Here is a 17,276-nt window from a genome sequence, read left to right as displayed (position 1 = left end):
CGAAAAGCTCAACGGGCGCGCTGTTTATGTTACTAATATTGGAAAACTGCTCGATAAAAACGCCATGATGGTCCGGATGCAAAAAAATGCCGAATATCGACGCCAATAATTTCATCCGGGTAGGACAAACCCAGGAAATTGAATCCGGTCTGATTCACGTAGATCACTTTCCAATGTTGAAGCACAAATATCGCTTCGAGTGAATACTTCACCAATTGATCGTAATCCAATTCTGCTTTCCCAAGCATTTTAGTCAAGATACTGCCCTCCCGTCTTTCGATCAAAATATTGCGGCGCAGCAACTCTTTTCTGATTTGCTTTACGAATTCAATGTCAAGACTTGATTCCAATGCGGTGGAATAAGCTGTGAGCAATTCTTGATCGGCAATGCTGTGCATGGTGGGCCTCCGCCATTTTCAAAATGATGATTGGGAATAAGAATAAGAAAAAGAAGGGAAATCCGCGCTATGTATGAATCTGTACTATTATTATCCTTTTCTTCTCTAACAACTGTCAAACTATTTGGTTCGACATGCGAATGAACGCATAACGAAGAAGACCGGGCATTTATCGCCCGATCTCCGTTTGTGTTCAAGCATCGTTTTAGCGCTAGCCGATCATTTTTGCGCCGCTTGGCGGGCCAGCTCCTTGTGAACGATCGGCGCCACCTTCGTGCCGAGCAGCTCGATGGTACGAAGCAGCTCGCGGTGGGGCAGGGTGCTCACGTCCGCATGCAGCAGGAAGCGCGTCAGCCCAAGATTCCGGTGAAGCAGCACGATCTTCTCGGCGACGTACTCGGGATCGCCGACGTAGAGGGCGCCGCGCTGGCTGCGGGCTGCGTCGAACGAGTCGCGGGTGTACGGCGGCCAGCCGCGTTCGCGCCCGATCGTGTTCATCTGGGCTGCCGTCGACGGGTAGAACAGATCAGCCGCCTTCTCGGTCGTATCCGAGATGAAGCCGTGCGAATGCGTCGCGATCTGCAGCTTGCTCACGTCGTGTCCGGCCTTGGCGGCCGCTTCCTTGTAGAGGGCGACGAGCGGCGCGAACCGCTCCGGCATGCCGCCGATGATGGCGAACACGACCGGCAGTCCGAGCGTGCCGGCGCGTACTGCGGACTCGGGGTTGCCGCCGGTGCCGATCCATACGGGCAGCGGCTCCTGGACGGCGCGCGGGTAGACGCCGAGATTTTTGATGGCGGGACGATGGCCGCCGCGCCAGTTAACTTTTTCCGATTCTCGAATTGCGAGCAGCAGCTCCAGCTTCTCGTCGAACAGGCTGTCGTAGTGATTCAAGTCGTACCCGAACAGCGGGAACGATTCGATAAACGAGCCGCGGCCCGCCATAATCTCAGCCCGGCCGTTCGACAGGCCGTCGAGCGTCGAGAACGCCTGATACACGCGAACCGGGTCGTCGGACGACAATACGGTCACGGCGCTCGAGAGCCGGATCCGCTTGGTCGTAGCCGCTGCCGCGGCCAGGATGACGGCAGGCGCCGAGCTCGCATAATCCGCGCGGTGATGCTCGCCGATCGCATAGACGTCAAGGCCGACTTGCTCGGCCAGATTAATCTCTTCGACCGCCTGCCGCAGCCGTTCGGCGTGCGTGACGCCGCCGTCTCTTGGAGCGGCCTCGAGAAAAGTGCTGATTCCTATTTCCATTTTAGAAGTCGTAAGATCGGACATGGTGGATCGCTCCCTTCCAGATAAGTTCATTATACTATAAATATTACTGTAACTCAACATTCGTAAGTAATGGGCGCGTATTGCTAGCGATCTCCCGATTTGTTTTAATTAAGTTCATCTTTAAACCACGCTGGAGGCCGGAAGCGATGAAAATTACGACGTTCGGAAAGGTCGTCGGTCTGATCTTATGTTTACTGATCCCGATCATTGTGCTGTACGGCTATTCCTATCGGGTCAGCATCGATACGGTCCGGGGGACGATCGAGGACCAGAACAGCAGCCGGCTGGGCTTTTTCGTCAATCAAATGGACATGATGGTCGATCAACTGGTGAAGCACGCCGTGACGACAAGCCGGGATTACAGCATCAGAGAGTACTTGGAAGGCCGGTCGAGGGACGACTTGCGCGTGCAGCTGCAGCGGCAATCGAGAATCGTCGACATGCTGAACATGCAGACAAGCACGAGCGCATGGAGCAACCAGATCATTTTTTATTTAAAGGACTCCAAGGAAACGATCTCCACCGATTATTCGGCCAAATACAACCAAGCGCTCATCGATGGGCGGAAGCTCGGCGAATGGTCGCACGAGAATATGCTGACCTTCGGCATCAAGGAAAATCTGTTCACGCGCCTCCAGGAGACCGATCACCCGAATGTGCTGGTCGAGGTCCAGTTCAATGATGTGAACTTGAAAAACATGCTGGTCTCGCTCAAGCAGCAGGCGGCGCGCGAGCCGTTTCTGTATTTTCCCGGCGAGGATCCGATCATGGGCTTCAACGCCGACTTCGCCGCCGTGAAGCAGACGGCCGCCGAGCTGGATAGGCAGACGCTTGCGGGCAGCGGGAGTTTCAACGTCAAGCTGAACGGCGGCAAATATATCGTACACTATGTCCGATCGGCATCGCTCGGCTGGTACTTGGTGGATATGGTGCCGCTTGAGACGTATTTTGCCCCGATCAACATGAGCCGCAATCTGGTATACGCTTCCATCGCGCTGCTCATGACGTTAAGCGTGCTGGCCGCGCTGCTGCTCTATCGCAACGTGCAGCGGCCGATCAGCCTGCTGCTGCGCGGCGTTCGGCATGTGAGGGACGGCGACTTCTCGTTCCGGCTGTCCAAGCGGCCAGGCAACGAGTTCGATTTTCTGTTCCACAGCTTCAACGAGATGGCCAAGCAGATCCAGGAGTTGATCGACAAGGTTTACAAGGAGACGCTTCGTTCCAAGGAGGCGACGCTCAAGCAGCTTCAGTCGCAGATCAACCCGCATTTTTTGTATAATTGCCTTTTTTTACATCAAGAACATGGCCAACCTGGGAGAAAAGCAGGCCGTCGTCGACATGGCGCTCAATCTCGGCGAATATTACCGCTACACGACCCGGCAGGAGCAGGAGACGACGACGCTTGGGGAGGAGCTCAAGCTGATTCGCAACTATTTGAACATCCAGTCGATGCGGCTTCAACGGTTCCGCTTCGAGATCGAGATCCCGGAGACGATGCTCGCCTTGCCTATTCCGAGGCTGCTGCTGCAGCCCTTGGTGGAAAACGCGGTCATTCACGGCGTGGAGAACAGCGTCCAGTTCGGGTTGATCGTCGTTCGCGGCGAGCAGGGAGGCGGCGTGAACCGAATCGCGGTAGACGACAACGGACCTGGCGTCGCAGGTGAGAAGCTGGCCGCGCTGCAAGGGAGGCTCGCGGTGCCGATGGACGAGCATACGGGCACAGGCTTGTGGAACATCCATCAACGTCTGATCTATATGTACGGGGGACGCTCGGGTCTGACGTTCGCGAAGTCCCCGCTCGGCGGATTCAGGGCGGAATTGGTATGGGAAGAGAAGGAGGGCTCGGCATGAGCGACCGGGAAGAGCTTCAATTGCTGCTGGTGGACGACGAGGCAAGCGTCGTTGACAGCCTGGCGGAGACGTTGCCGTGGCCGGACATCGGCATTGCGAACGTCTTTAAAGCGTATTCCGGTCAGGAAGCGTTGGAGATTTTAAATACGAATTCGGTGGATGTCATCATTTCCGATATCCGGATGCCGGGCATGGACGGCATGGAGCTGCTCGCGCAGGTGAAGCGAAGGTGGAAGAGAATCAAGTTTATCCTGCTGTCCGGCCATGCGGAGTTCGCTTATGCCCAGCAGGCGCTGGCGCACGAGACGTTCGACTATTTGCTTAAGCCAGCCAGCGACGAAGAAATACTAACCAAGGTGGAGCTGGCGGTGGAGGCGCTTCGTCGGGAGCGCGACGAGTACCGGATGCACGAGCGCGTGGCGAAGGCGTTTCAGGAGAGTCTGCCCAAGCTGCGGGGCGAGCTGCTCAGCGAGCTGCTGCAGGGCTTCAAATATTCTCCCGAGCGGCTCGAGAAGCGGATGGACTCGTTAAAGATCGATTTGCGGCCGGGCGCCCCGTACTCGTTGATGCTGGTGCGCGTGGAGGGGCAGCTTTTGGAAATGGATTTTTACAGCTTGTCCCTGATGGAATATGCGATCGTCAATATGGCCGAGGAATGGTTCGAGGACCGGTTCGCGCTCTGGTCGTGCAAAAGCGTACACGGATACCTCGCGTTCGTCGTCACCGCGACGCCCGAGGCAGCCTTGGAGCTGACGGCGGACGGGTTGGAGCAGGAGCTCCGGCACAAGGCCTCCCAGCTGCAGCTGAGCGTCGACCATTATTTGCGCGGGACGGTATCCGTATTGATCAGCAAGCGGGGCGAGTTTCCGCTTGACGTCAAGCGCCTGTACGACGACCTGCTTCTGGCGCTTCGCAGACAAATCGGCAGCCAGACGGGCCTGTTCGTGCAAGCGGCTGACGAGATCGAACAGCAGCCGGTCCGTTCGCTGCAGCGATTGTACGAACCGCCCCTGCTGCTGCATCTGCTGGAATCGGGCAATTGGGAGCTGACCGAGGAAAAGCTGACAGGCATCTGGAGCGAATTGAATCAGCGATGGGCCCACTCGCCGGAGCATCTGACGGAAGTTTTTTTCAGCGTGTACGCCTCGTACGCCTCGTTCGCCCACAAGAACGGCCGGGCGCTCGCCGACATGATCGGGCCTGCGCTGTCCGATGTCGCGGGGCTGCTGCCGAGCCGGTCGGCGGCGTCTCTGCAGGGCTGGATGCTCGATTCGTTCCGAATGATCCGCCAGAGCATGGAGAACGAGGAGCGGGACGATCGCGAGGTCGCCGTGGGCAAGATCAAGAGCTTCGTCCAGAAGCATCTGGTGGAGGACGTGTCGCTGCAGACGCTGGCCGATTTTATGTACATGCACCCGGTCCACGTATCGCGATTGTTCAAGCTGCAGACGGGCGAGAACCTGAGCGACTATGTGCTCCGTTTGAAGATGGAGCTGGCGGCTTCGCTGCTCGCGAACCCCGCGATGAAAAGCTATGAAGTCTCGCTGCGGCTCGGCTATCAGAACCCGAATTATTTTAACAAGGTGTTTAAGAAATACTACTCGTTGACGCCGCAGGAATACAGGCAGAAGCTTGCCTCGACGTTCGACGACCCAAGGACGCGTCCATGAGAGGCGCGTTTTTTGTTGGCGCGGCGACCGCACGTCGTTCCGGGCATCCTGTTAATTTTGTATCATCGGCGTTAAATAGTTGCCATTTTAACCGCTGCGCGATCGTTTTATGATGATGATGTAGCCGGCAAGGACAGCCGGTTACGCGCAGAACTCTACTCAACTTGGAGGTTCGTCAATGAAAAAGACTTGGTGGAATAAAGTAGCGGCCGTCACGCTGCTCTCCGCGCTTCTCGCCGGTTGCGGCAACAACGGCGGCGATAACGCCGGGAATAGCGGCGGCAATAGCGGCGCAAGCAATGCTGCGGGCTCGTCCGGCGCAGCGGCGCCTGCCGGCGAGAAGGGCAAGCTTACCTTCTGGATGAAAAAGCAGCTGTTCGAGGATCAAAACAATCTGATCGTCGAACGCGCCAAGCAATTCGGCAAAGAAAACAACGTCGACGTCAACGTCGAGGTCATCGCATACGAGGATTTCTATCCGAAATGGACCGCGGCGATCGAGTCGAAAAGCGTGCCGGACGTCTCCTTCTTCGGCTATCAGGAGGTCGGCCAATTTTACGGACAAGGCGTGCTTGAGGATGTAAGCGATCTCGTGGGCGAGCTCGAAAGCAAAAACGGCGAAATTCGCCCGAACGTCAAGAAGGCGGTCACCTTCGGCGGCAAGCAGTACGGCGTGCCGTTCTGGACGGAATCCCAGGTGCTCTACTACCGCAAGGACATGCTTCAAGCGGCCGGATATACGGCGCCGCCGGCCACCTGGGACGAATTCAGGGAAATGTCCAAGAAGTTGACCGATCCGGGAAAAGGCTTGTACGGCGCGGGCGTCGGCTACGGCAAAGGCAATTCCGACGCCGAGTTCCTGACTCGCGGCATCATCTGGTCCTTCGGCGGCTCCGTCGATACGCAGGACGGTAAAACCGTCATCGCCGATTCGCCCGAGACGGTTCAGGCGGCATCGTTCATCCGCGATCTGTTCCTCACCGACAAGAGCACGCCGCCGAGCGCGATCGGCTGGGACGACAGCGGCAACAACAAAGCGTACTTGAGCGGACAGGCCGCCATGATCTTCAACACCGGCAGCGTGCTGGCGACGATCAAGAAGGACAACCCGGACCTGTACGAAAAGACGGGCATCGCGCCTTATCCGGCCGGACCGAAGGGCACGTTTATTCCGGGCATCAGCAACAACCTCGGCATTTTCAAGGACTCGAAAAACAAGGATCTGGCCAAGAAATTCATCGCCTACATCCTCGCGCCGGACTGGTACAAGACATGGGTGGAAGCAGGCGCGCCGCTGACGGGCCCGATCTACACGGCGCTCACGAAGGAAGCGGTATGGCAGGAGGAGAAAAACAAGGCGTTCGTCGATTCGGTCGACGGCTTCAACTTCCTCGGCTATCCGGGCGAATACAATCCGAAGGCCGGCGAAGTGTTCAATATGCGGGTCGTCAACGATACGTTCCAGAAGCTGCTCCTTGAATCCAGCTATACGCCGGAGGCCGCTATCAAGGATCTGCAGGCGAAGGTGCAGGAGATTTACAACAAGTAAGCTATACAACTTAGCGTAAAGGGAGGGGATGACGGTCCGTCCGTTCATCCCTTCATTACGAATGTAAGGCGGGATTCCACTTGAAAATACGATTGGACAACAAGCTTGCGTACCTGCTGATGAGTCCCGTGCTCGTGTATCTGCTGGCGATTATGCTGCTGCCGTTCGGTTGGGCGCTGTACCTGAGCTTCACCGACAAGACGGTCGGCGTGCCCGCCCACTTTATCGGCTTCGGCAATTATATCGACCTGCTCAAGGATTCGATGTTCTGGAAGGCCGTCAAAAACACGATTATTTTCACCGCGGTCGCGGTCGTGCTGAAGTCGGTCTTCGGCATGGTCATGGCGCTCGTGCTGAACGAGAAGATCATTTTCCGCAACTTGTTTCGGGTGCTGCTGTTCCTGCCCTGGACGATCCCGACCATCGTCTCCGTATTCACCTGGCAGTGGATCTACTCCGACGTCGGCGGGGTGCTGAACTACCTGCTGCTGAAAATCAATGCGATCGGCCGCCCGATCGGCTGGCTGGCCAAGCCCGACCTCGCCATGATGTCCGTCATCGTCGTCAACGTCTGGCGCGGCATTCCGTTCATGGGCATCGCGATCCTGGCCGGCCTGCAGTCAGTCTCCAAGGAAATGTACGAGGCGGCCATGCTGGACGGGGCCGGCGCGGTCAAGCGCTTCTTTTATATGACGCTTCCATCGGTCAAGGAGGTCACGATCCTGGCGGCCGTCATGACGACGATCTGGACGCTGAACGACTTCGAGATTATATGGCTGCTCACGCGGGGCGGTCCGGACAACGGAACGCAGGTGCTGTCCACGCTCAGCTACACGATCGGATTTTTGAATATGAGTCTGGGCAAAGCGATCGCCATCGCCATCATGACGATGCCGCCGTTGATCATGCTGATCAACTATGTGACCAAGCGCTCGCTCGCCTCGGCGGATTAGGTGATTCTTATGGAAAACAGATCGGTAACCAAACAAGTCGTCGTCTATGTCACGCTGGCCTTCATGCTATTATGCGCTTTATTCCCGCTCTACTGGATGATCAACACCTCCTTCAAATCGCAAGGCGAGATCTACAATCTGACGCCAAACTTCTGGCCGAAGGACTTCACCTGGGCGGGTTACGACAAGTTGTTCGAAAAAGGCTTTCTGAAAAACGTCAAAAACAGCCTCGTCGTCTCCCTGGTCGTATCCGTGTTCTCGATCGCCGTCAGCATGCTGGCCGCCTATGCGATCTCGAAGCTGAAGTTCAGCGGACGCGGCGTCATCTCCAAAGGCATTCTGTACGCGTACCTGATGCCCCGCTCGGTGCTGTTCATTCCGCTGTACATGCTCGTATCCGCGCTTGGCGCGGGCAACTCGATCTGGGGTCTGATGCTGATCTATCCCACGATCACGATTCCTTATGCGACCTGGATGCTCATCTCGTACTTCAAGTCGATACCGGTCGAGATCGAGGAGGCGGCGATGATCGACGGATGCAGCCGTTCGCGGACGCTGCGAAGCATCGTGCTGCCGCTGGCGGCGCCGGGTCTTGCGGCTACGTTCATCTTCTCCTTCACGCTGTGCTGGAGCGAGTATTTGTACGCGCTTGTCGTCGTGACCAAGAGCGCGGACAAGACGATCACGCTCGGCTTGGCCGATATGATCGTCGGCGACGTTTTCGCCTGGGGCCCCCTCATGGGCGGCTCGATTATCGCCTCGATTCCGGTCGTCATCATGTACCTGTTCACATCCAAATATATGGTTAGCGGCATGACCGTAGGAGGCGTCAAGTAATGGCGGCTAAAAAAGTGCTCGTCACGGCGACGAACTATTCCGCGCTCTGCGCGGAGGCCAAGCAACTGCTCGAGGATGCGGGCTGCGAGATTGTCGAGAATCAGCTCGGACGTCCGCATACGTACGAAGAGCTGATCCCGCTCGTCGGCGACATCGACGCCGTCGTGGCGGGCGTGGATACGTGGGACGAAGCCGTATTCAAGCATGCGCCGAAGCTGAAGGCGATCGCGCGCTTCGGCGTCGGCGTGGACAATATCGATCTGGCGCAGGCCAAGGCGTACGGTATCCAGGTGACCAACGTGCCCGGCGGCAACGCCAACGCCGTCGCGGAGCTGACGGTCGGCCTGATCCTGTCGATGATGCGGAATATTCCCGCGCTCCAGGAATCCGCCAAGCGTGCTTATTGGGACCGCCGCGTTGGCGTCGAGCTGGCGGGCAGAACCGTCGGTCTGCTGGGCTTCGGCAACATCGCGCAGATGGTCGCGAGGAAGCTGCAGGGGTTCGACGTCAAGCTGATTGCCTACGATAAATTCCCGAGCGCGGCTAAAGCGGAGGCGCTTGGGGTGGAGCTGGTCGACTCGGACGAGGTGCTGAAGCAGAGCGACGTCGTCAGTATGCACCTCCCCAGTCTTAAGGAGACGCATCATATGATGAGCGACGCGCAGTTCGGCCTGATGAAGGAGAGCGCCTATTTCGTTAATACGGCGCGCGGCGCCCTTGTCGACGAGCAAGCGCTGTACCGGGCGTTGCAGGGCGGCCGCATCGCCGGCGCCGCCATCGACGTCTACGAGCGCGAGCCGGTCGCCGCGGACAACCCGCTGCTGAAGCTGGACAATCTGCTCGCGACGCCGCATACGGCCGCCGAGACGGAAGAGACTTATCGCCGCGTCGGGCTGGCGACGGCACAGGCGCTGCTGGACGTGTTCGAAGGCCGCAAGCCGGCGAACCTGCTCGGCTGAAGGGCGCAAAGCTCGCTTTACTCCCTTGAAGATATTATCGCTTTCCCGAATCTAATATGAAACGCGCTGGAGGTTCCCCATGAAACGTTTATATGGCGTTACGACCGCGATGGTCACCCCTTTCGACCAGGATGGACAAGTGAATCTGGAGAAAGTCGCGAAGCTGACGGAATTTCTGATCTCGAAAGACGTACATTGTCTCTTCCCGCTCGGAACGACCGGCGAGATGATCCGGCTGAGCGTGCCGGAGCGCAAGGCGATCGCGGAGACGGTCGTCAAGACGGCGGCGGGCCGCGTCACCGTGTTCATTCACGCGGGTACGGCGACGTTGGGCGATACGATCGCGCTCGCCCGGCATGCGCAAGAGATCGGCGCCGACGGCATCGGCGTCGTCACGCCGCTGTTCCTCGGCGCAAACGACAGAGAGATGGAAGAATACTACGTGGCGGTCTCCGCCAGCATTCCGGACGACTTTCCAATGTACCTATACAACATCCCGCAATGCGCATCGAACGATCTGAAGACCGATGTCGCGCAGCGCGTGGCGGACCGCTGCAAAAACGTCGTCGGCGTGAAATACAGCTACCCCGACATGCTGCGGACGAACGAATACCTGGCGATTAACGGCGGTAGCTTCTCCGTTATGCAGGGAGCGGACCGACTGCTGCTGCCTGCGCTCGCGATGGGCTGCGACGGCGTCATCTCCGGCGTGTCCTGCGTCTATCCAGAACCGTTCGTAGCGGTATACAACGCGTATCAGGAAAAGGATCTGGATAAAGCGCGTGCGCTGCAGCGGATCGCGATCCGGTACTGCGAAGTGCTGAAAAGCGGCAGCAACATGTCTTACTTCAAAGAGGCGCTGAAGCTGAGAGGCATAGACGTCGGGTTCATGCGCGCGCCGCAGCTGGATCTGCCTGCCGAGGAAGTACAGGAGCTGCAGCGGAAGCTGAGCGAGCTGCCGCAATTCGGTTAAGGCGGGAGATACTTGACGGGAAAATAAGTTTTCAAACGCATCTCGCAACGTCAAAAACCGGGCTCAACGGCCCGGTTTCTTTTGCATCCAATGACGTCAGGCGGCGCTCTGCGCGTCAGTTAGCGCTCCGGTACTGGACCGCCGCTTCCGCATGCTAATCAGCGCCAAGGCCAGACCGACGAAGGTGACGGCGGCCGATGCTAGCGGCAGATGCCGCAGTCCCGCTCCGGCGATGATCAGTCCGCCCAGCGCGGCGCCTGCCGCGTTGCCGATGTTGAACGCCGAATGGATAACCGTAGCGGCCATGCCCTCGGCGTCCCTGGCGGCTTCGAGCACGCGGACCTGCATGGCGGGGACGAGGCTGTAGCTCATGAAGCCCCACAGGAAGATGCCGATGACCGCCGGCGTGCGATAAGGGAGAGCGGCATCAAGCGCGAGCAACAGCGGAACCAGCAGCGCGAGGCAGAGGGCAAGGGAGCGTGCCGGATGCCGGTCGGCCAGCTTGCCGCCGAATATATTGCCAAGCGTGACGCCGATGCCGAACACGATCAGGATCAAGATGACGTTCTGTTCCCGGAAGCCGGACAGGTCAGTGAGGATCGGCGCGATATAGGTGAAGGTCGCGAACAAGCCGCCGAAGCCGAACAGGATGACGCCAAGCGCCAGCAGGACTTGAGGTTTGGCCATGGCCAGCAGCTCGCTTCGAACGCTGGCGCTCTTGCTCGTCCTGGCGTCCGGTACGAGGAACGCGATGCCCGCGAACGTCAGCAAACCGAGCGCCGCAATGACCGCGAAGGTCATCTCCCAGCCATAGTGCTGGCCGATGAAGGTGCCGAAGGGGACGCCGGCGATGTTCGCGACGGTCATCCCCGTCATGATCATCGCAATCGCACTGGCCCGCTTGTCGGGTGCCGCGAGGCTGGCCGCGATCAAGGCGGCGGCGCCGAGAAACGTGCCATGGGCGAGCGAGGAGACAATCCGCGCGACCATCAGGATCGTAAAGGTAGGCGAGACGATGGCAAGCACGTTGCCTGCGACGAAAACCAGCATGAGAACGCAAAGCAGCAATTTTCGGGGAAAGCGGGACGTAAAGGCGGCAATGACGGGGCCGCCGACTGCGACGCCGATCGCGTAGCCCGAGATCAGCATGCCCGCCCTGGAGACGGTGACCTCGTAGGTCCTCGCAATATCGGGCAGCAAGCCCATGATGACGAATTCCGCCATGCCGATCGCAAACGCGCCGATCGTCAGCGTGATCAGGGCGGCCATCGACGACATTCCGCCCGTCTTCGTGACGACGGAAGGGACTTGAACGTTTAAATTCATGATTCGGAGCACTCCTCTGGGGGCATGCGAAGCTGCATGATGGGGTTGGTTGGGATCGGCAAAACGATCCCGCCGACCGCCCCATTATAAGCCGTCCGAAAATCAATTGGAGTGAGGTAATGCGATGCAAAAAGGTTGGTAATAAGGAGGAATTGTGAGCTGGTGTCATATTTGCGTCAATTAATGTGCTTGATTTTCAACTTGCATAATTCGTTTTTCGATAACTTCTATCAAAATCAGCCTTGTTATGTTAGATTTAATGCATTTAATCGACATCGATGAGGTGTGCATTTTGTTTACGTTGATCATCGTCCATGCGGACCCCGAATGGCTGCAGCGGCTTGTCGAGGAGATGATGCCTTGGCGACAGCATCGCGTCGATAAGATCGTCACTGCGGTCGACGGTCCCGCTGCCTTGCGTGCGGCTATCGCATCCCGTCCGGAGCTTATACTGAGCGATTCCGAGCTGCACGGCGCCAGCGGAGCGGATTGGGTGAACGAATACGCAGCCACAGGAAACCCGTTTCAGGTCGCCTTCTTTTGCGCACGCGAGGATTTCGGGTTTGCAAGAGCCGCCATGCGGCTAAAAGCCGTAGACTGCCTGCCGATGCCGGTGACCCCGGCGCAATTGGAGCGCACGATAGCGGACATGATCGGGGAGCTGGAACGGCCGAGCGGACTTAATCTTCAAATGTGGCTCAATGCGCAGACGCTTCTGCAGCGGAGCTTTGCGGATAGCCTGCTGCAGGGCACCCGGTTCTATTCCGACCAGACATTTCGCGAGCATGCGAGATCACTTCGAATGGAATGGTTGGATGAAGGCTGTCGCGTACTCGCGATTCGGATGACCGAAGATCCGTCCGATGCCACAAGTGCTGGCGAGCGCCGACTGGCCGCGTATGCCGCGGACAATGTCATACAGGAGTTGGCCGGACGCCACGCGCGCAGCGTCATAGTGACATCGGGCACGGGGGAATGGATCTATATTGCGGCGTCCGAGGAACCGGAAGCGGATATCGGCATCGTCGCGGAAGAATGGATCGAAGCTGTGCGGCAGTATACCCATGCGCGGATCCGCATCGGCTTGAGCGGGCGCTCGGCACGTTGGAACGAGCTGCCGCGGCTGCTTTCTCAGGCCGTCGAAGCTTTGTCGTTCGCCGACACGCTGGACGGACACAGCGTATTGCGTTATGAACGGACCGCCGCGCACATGCCGGAAACGAGAGGGAGCGACGAAAGGAGATTGCTGCGAGAGCTGCTGGCCGGCAACAAGGCGGGCGTCCGCCAATGGCTGGAAGACTTGCCCCGCGACGCCTTCGGGCCGCAAGACGGTGTCGCGCTGGCGGAGAGCGCATGGAAGTGGTTGGCGGGCCTTCACCGCTTTCTCGAATCGTCCGGCGCCATGCACGGCGGGGGGGATCGACGATTCGCAGCTGGCCGGACAACTTCAAGACGCGGCACAAGCCAATCACGTACACGAACGGGTGACGGCCCATCTCCTTCATTTATGCGACTTGCTCAACCCTTCCACGGGCGAGATTTTGCAGCGGGCGATCGATTATATCGCATCGAATCTCGCCTCCCGCGTCAGGCTGGAGGATGCGGCGAAGCAATTGTTCGTCTCCCCGGTCTGGCTCGGCAGGTTGTTCAGTTCGCGGATGAACAGGACCTTTCTTCAGTATGTGACCGCCCTCAAGATGGAGGAGGCCAAGCTTAGGCTCAGGCACAGTCGTTCGCGCGTGCAGGATGTCGCCCGGGATCTCGGCTACGAGGACGTCGTATACTTTGCGAAGCTGTTCCGGCGTGCGACGGGGCAGAGCCCGAGCGAGTACAAAAACGGCCTGCGCATGAATGGTTAACCAACGGGTTTTTGGGCCAAAGCGCGCGCAGGCATCAGCAGAAGGAGCGACGCCGCCAGGGCGGATGCCTGAAAGACGGCGGATCCGAGCAAGCTATGCGAGACCGCATGCGCGAACGGCTGTCCGGAGCCTTGGCCGGCTTGAAACGATGCGTTAAAAACGGTGACTAGAATCGCGAGGCCCAGCGAGGCGCCGCTCTGATGCGCCACGTTGATCAGACCCGAAGCCGCCCCGGCATCGCGAGCGTCGACGTTCGAGAGTCCGAGCGCGGTGAGCGGTTGGAATATCAAGCCGGACCCGATCCCCATGATGGCCATCAGGAAAAACATTTGCGGGAAATACGCCGTTTGCGCGGCGATCGTCCGGCTCATCCACAGCGTCCCGACGACCGCCAGCAGCAGGCCGACGATCAACAATATCCGGTTGCCGTAACGGCGAACAAGGCTCTGCATCACGAACATCATGCCGAATTGCGCCATGGTAAACGGAAGAAAGGCCAATCCCGCTTCAAGAGAGCCGAAGCCAAGCGCATTTTGCAAATACTGCGGGATAAAGAAAAAGAGCGAAAAGTTGCCGCCGACCAGCAGAAACCGACCCAGATAAGCACCGGAGCGCTGACGGCTCGCGAACAACCGCAAGGGCACGATCGGCTGGCCCGCACGCTTTTCGACCAGCACGAAGGCGGTCAGCGACGCGACCCCGATGCCGAGCCAGATCCACGTCCCCGGCGAGCCCCAGCCTTGACCCGCGGCTTGGACAAAGCCGTAAACCAATCCGCTCATGCCGACGACGGACGTCAGCGCGCCCCCCAGATCGAACCGGCCGGTCTTCGTCTCCGATTCCGTCACGTAGCGCCGCACCAGGTACATTAAAACGATGCCGATGGGAACGTTGATAAACATCCCGACGCGCCACGATATAAAATCGGTGAAAAATCCGCCGAGCAACAGACCGATACCGCCGCCCGCGCCGGCTACCGCGCTGTACATCGCGATCGCCCTCGACCGCTCCTTTTCCTCCGTAAACGTGGCCGACAGCAAGGCCAGCGCAGCCGGCGTGGCCAGCGCGGCCGCAAAGCCTTGAAACGCCCGGGAAACAAGCAGTACGACGGCAGTCGGCGCCAGACCGGCGAGCAGGGACGTCAGCGTAAAAAGCCCGATGCCCGCGCCGAGCAACCTTCTGCGGCCCAGCAGGTCTCCGGCCCGGGCGCCAAGCAGCAGAAAGCCGCCGAAAGCCAAAATATAGCTGTTCTGAACCCACGTCAAATTGACGGTCGACATATGAAGCGAGCGGCCGATCTCCGGAATCGACGTCACCATGACGGAGGCGTCCAGTACGACGAGCAGCTGGCACGCGATAATGATCGTTAAAATGATGCCTTTCGATTGCAGCATGCAGTCAAGTTCCTTTCCCCGATAGAATGTGTGGCTCTGATCCGTATTATGAATCGAATCGGCGGCGGGAAGTAGACCTTTCCTGCTTGAAAATTGCCTAAAGCTGCAATATGATAGGTGAAAGCGCGAAGGAGGTTGAGCGATATGCGACAGTCGGGATCGGATGCTGGCGGAACGCACGACAAGCCGTTGTCCATTCATAAGAAGGCGTTGGACCAGCTTCTGGCCTTAACCGACCGATTTTCGTTGGCAGAAGGCCGTACGTCGACCGTCGTGCCGTACTTCTCCATCGTGAAGCGCACCCGGGAAACGGAGTGCATCCCGGGCGTTTTGACGCCTTCTTTTTGTCTGATCCTTCAAGGCGCGAAGACGCTGTATCTGGGACAGGAGGTGTACCGTTACGGAGCGGGCGATTATCTGGCGTCGCTGATCGACATCCCGGCCTCCGCGCAAGTCGTGGGGGCGACGGAGCGCTCGCCGTATATCGGGCTGCGCATCGACTTTACGACGCAGGAGATTGCTTCCGTGGTGATGGAGGCGGGGATCGAAGCGGAAGCCAGGGAGAAAGGCTTGAGCAAGGGCGCTTTTGTCGGGAAGTCGGATGCGGAGCTGCTGGACATCTTTTCGCGGCTGCTGAAGCTGCTCGACAAGCCGAACGAAGCTCGTTTTCTGTCCGAGCTGCTCAAGCGGGAAATGATTTTTCATTTGCTGTCGAGCGAAAACGGCCATCTGTTTTTTCAAAAGGTGCTGTTCGATCAACGGGCGGACGGCGTCGGCATGGCGATTCAGTGGATCAAGGAAAACTACGCGCGCTCGTTCACCGTCGAGGAGCTCGCCAAATCGTGCAACATGAGCGTCTCCGGACTGCATCACAAGTTCAAGGCGATCACGACGATCGGCCCGCTGCAATATCAGAAGCAGCTTCGCCTTCAAGAGGCGCGGCGCCTGATGCTGAGCGGGCCGGTGGGCGCGACGACGGCCGCGCTGGCCGTCGGCTACGAGAGTCCGTCGCAGTTCAATCGGGAATATCGCAGGCTGTTCGGCCTGCCGCCGCTTCAAGATATCAGGGCGATGCGCAAGTCGGCCGTCCCATGGGCCGGAGCCGCTGCGATAGATTGAAGCATCATGCGGGCACGTTCGAACTTAAGGCGGTTAGGCAGAAGGCGGCGCGGCGCTCGATCTGCGCGCGATCAAGGCGGTAGCGACGGAGATATTCATGCCGCCTTCGAACGGCGAATCGCCAAGCGAGGTCGCTAGCCGGACGGCGCTGCGGACCATCTTTTCTTTGTCTACGCGAACGGTCGTCAGCTCGGGCGATACGATGACCGCTTCGGCGATATCGTCGAAGCCGACGACGGATATATCTTCGGGAACCCGGATGCCCAGCTCCGCCAGCGACTTCATCACGCCGATCGCGATATAATCGCTCTCGCAGAATATGGCCGTCGGCAGCGGCTTCCCGTCGGTACGCAGTTTTGCGATTTTGTTCTGAAAAGAGGCTTGCGCCGCAGGCACCATCGGGTCGACGGAAAATTCATGTTCGGGCGAGACCGCGATCGACCATTCCCGCATCGCATCGTCGAAGCCCCTCCGGCGGGCGTCGAAGTTAGGGATGCGAACGTCAGACGCCGCATAGCCGATCGTCCGGTGGCCCGTCCGGCACAGCCGCGTCCCCGCCTGGTATCCCCCCAGTACGTTATTCGTAGATACGAACGGTACGGGCAGCGTCTCGAAGCAAGTATCCAGCACGATCAGCCTGGGCAGCCGCTCCGCGATGCGGATTAACGTTTCTTTGTCCAGATTGGTGCCAAGCAAAATAACGCCGCGTTCGGCATGCGCATTCGCAATGGCCCCGAGGTCTTCTTCGAAGCGCGCCATGTCGATGGCCGAGATGAGCAGCGAAAAGCCGCCGGCGCGCGACCCTTGCTCGAGAAAATGAATGAGCTCGCGAAAAAAAGGGCTGACGGTCGTACTGGGCGCTGACGATGCCGGCGTTCGCGATGACTAGAAACAGCAATGCGGGCGCGGCGTCGGCAGCCGACTGCGCGCTCGTTCCGGCTTCCTGCGCGGGAACGCTCTTTCGCGGCTTATAGCCGGCTTTTTGGGCGACGTTTAAAATGCGCGTTCGCGTCTCTTCCCCGATGCCCGGCTTGCCGCTAAACGCTAGAGAGACGGCGGCTTTGGAAACGCCCGCCAGCCTCGCGATATCCTCCATTCTCACGA

General features: G+C 58.8%; 15 protein-coding genes and 2 pseudogenes. 11 read left to right on the top strand and 6 right to left on the bottom strand.

From position 1 onward, the window contains the following. Window positions 1–32: 32 nt before the first annotated feature. Together sda and OMP40_RS31675 are read right to left on the bottom strand one after the other, a co-directional pair. Complete coding sequence (gene sda / locus OMP40_RS31680) at window positions 33–398, bottom strand: sporulation histidine kinase inhibitor Sda (protein WP_277537225.1); 366 nt, start codon at window positions 396–398, stop codon at window positions 33–35. 219 nt (window positions 399–617) lie between these two features. After that, window positions 618–1,682 (bottom strand): LLM class flavin-dependent oxidoreductase, encoded by a 1,065-nt coding sequence (locus OMP40_RS31675; RefSeq protein WP_277537223.1) that lies wholly within the window; start codon window positions 1,680–1,682, stop codon window positions 618–620. A 146-nt stretch (window positions 1,683–1,828) separates the two neighbouring features. On the opposite strand from OMP40_RS31675, the pseudogene OMP40_RS40750 reads away from it, so the two are divergent. The 8 genes and pseudogenes from OMP40_RS40750 to OMP40_RS31630 all read left to right on the top strand — a co-directional run. Continuing rightward, window positions 1,829–2,944: pseudogene (locus OMP40_RS40750) on the top strand (sensor histidine kinase); the annotation flags it as partial. 40 nt (window positions 2,945–2,984) lie between these two features. Continuing rightward, on the top strand, window positions 2,985–3,533 hold the full coding sequence (locus OMP40_RS40745; protein ID WP_338131295.1) for a sensor histidine kinase: 549 nt from the start codon (window positions 2,985–2,987) through the stop codon (window positions 3,531–3,533). Next, on the top strand, window positions 3,530–5,203 hold the full coding sequence (locus tag OMP40_RS31655; protein ID WP_277537221.1) for a response regulator: 1,674 nt from the start codon (window positions 3,530–3,532) through the stop codon (window positions 5,201–5,203). The genes OMP40_RS40745 and OMP40_RS31655 overlap by 4 nt, the downstream gene beginning before the upstream one ends. 178 nt (window positions 5,204–5,381) lie before the next feature. After that, window positions 5,382–6,752 (top strand): ABC transporter substrate-binding protein, encoded by a 1,371-nt coding sequence (locus OMP40_RS31650; protein ID WP_277537219.1) that lies wholly within the window; start codon window positions 5,382–5,384, stop codon window positions 6,750–6,752. 80 nt (window positions 6,753–6,832) lie between these two features. Continuing rightward, window positions 6,833–7,705 (top strand): carbohydrate ABC transporter permease, encoded by an 873-nt coding sequence (locus OMP40_RS31645; protein ID WP_277537217.1) that lies wholly within the window; start codon window positions 6,833–6,835, stop codon window positions 7,703–7,705. A gap of 9 nt (window positions 7,706–7,714) precedes the next feature. Further along, entirely contained in the window at window positions 7,715–8,542 is an 828-nt protein-coding gene (locus OMP40_RS31640) for a carbohydrate ABC transporter permease (RefSeq protein ID WP_277537215.1), read from the top strand. Next, window positions 8,542–9,501 carry a phosphoglycerate dehydrogenase gene (locus tag OMP40_RS31635; RefSeq protein ID WP_277537213.1) on the top strand — a complete coding sequence of 320 codons (960 nt, stop codon included), beginning with the start codon at window positions 8,542–8,544 and terminating at the stop codon, window positions 9,499–9,501. Before OMP40_RS31640 ends, OMP40_RS31635 begins: the two co-directional genes overlap by 1 nt. A 79-nt stretch (window positions 9,502–9,580) precedes the next feature. Continuing rightward, a complete protein-coding gene (locus OMP40_RS31630) occupies window positions 9,581–10,474 on the top strand; it encodes a dihydrodipicolinate synthase family protein (protein ID WP_277537211.1) in 894 nt (297 codons plus the stop codon). A 96-nt stretch (window positions 10,475–10,570) separates the two neighbouring features. Here OMP40_RS31630 and OMP40_RS31625 read toward each other — a convergent pair whose 3' ends face one another. Continuing rightward, the gene (locus OMP40_RS31625; protein WP_277537209.1) at window positions 10,571–11,800 is read right to left on the bottom strand and encodes an MFS transporter; all 1,230 of its coding nucleotides are present in this window, start codon (window positions 11,798–11,800) and stop codon (window positions 10,571–10,573) included. Window positions 11,801–12,092: 292 nt separating this feature from the next. Here OMP40_RS31625 and OMP40_RS31620 point away from each other — a divergent pair, with 292 nt between their 5' ends. Then, window positions 12,093–13,517, top strand: a complete 1,425-nt coding sequence (locus tag OMP40_RS31620; protein WP_277537207.1) for a hypothetical protein — start codon at window positions 12,093–12,095, stop codon at window positions 13,515–13,517. Then, a complete protein-coding gene (locus tag OMP40_RS31615) occupies window positions 13,459–13,659 on the top strand; it encodes a helix-turn-helix transcriptional regulator (protein ID WP_277537205.1) in 201 nt (66 codons plus the stop codon). Before OMP40_RS31620 ends, OMP40_RS31615 begins: the two co-directional genes overlap by 59 nt. Here the strand turns inward: OMP40_RS31615 and OMP40_RS31610 are convergent. Further along, window positions 13,656–15,053: an MFS transporter gene (locus OMP40_RS31610; RefSeq protein ID WP_277537203.1), complete on the bottom strand. Its 1,398-nt coding sequence runs from the start codon at window positions 15,051–15,053 to the stop codon at window positions 13,656–13,658. The two genes, OMP40_RS31615 and OMP40_RS31610, sit on opposite strands and share 4 nt — an antisense overlap. Before the next feature lie 144 nt (window positions 15,054–15,197). Between OMP40_RS31610 and OMP40_RS31605 the strand changes: the two genes are divergently transcribed. Then, window positions 15,198–16,172 (top strand): AraC family transcriptional regulator, encoded by a 975-nt coding sequence (locus OMP40_RS31605; protein ID WP_277537201.1) that lies wholly within the window; start codon window positions 15,198–15,200, stop codon window positions 16,170–16,172. A gap of 33 nt (window positions 16,173–16,205) precedes the next feature. Here OMP40_RS31605 and OMP40_RS31600 read toward each other — a convergent pair whose 3' ends face one another. Together OMP40_RS31600 and OMP40_RS31595 are read right to left on the bottom strand one after the other, a co-directional pair. After that, on the bottom strand, window positions 16,206–16,994 hold the full coding sequence (locus tag OMP40_RS31600) for a substrate-binding domain-containing protein (protein ID WP_277538154.1): 789 nt from the start codon (window positions 16,992–16,994) through the stop codon (window positions 16,206–16,208). Window positions 16,995–17,196: 202 nt separating this feature from the next. Beyond that, a pseudogene (locus OMP40_RS31595) lies at window positions 17,197–17,268 on the bottom strand (hypothetical protein); the annotation flags it as partial. Window positions 17,269–17,276: the final 8 nt, after the last annotated feature.

This window comes from Cohnella rhizosphaerae (genome assembly GCF_029525575.1).
Classification (GTDB): Bacteria; Bacillota; Bacilli; order Paenibacillales; family Paenibacillaceae; genus Cohnella; species Cohnella rhizosphaerae.
Note: the sequence above shows the minus strand (reverse complement) of the source record. Positions and strands in the feature narration are given on the sequence as shown.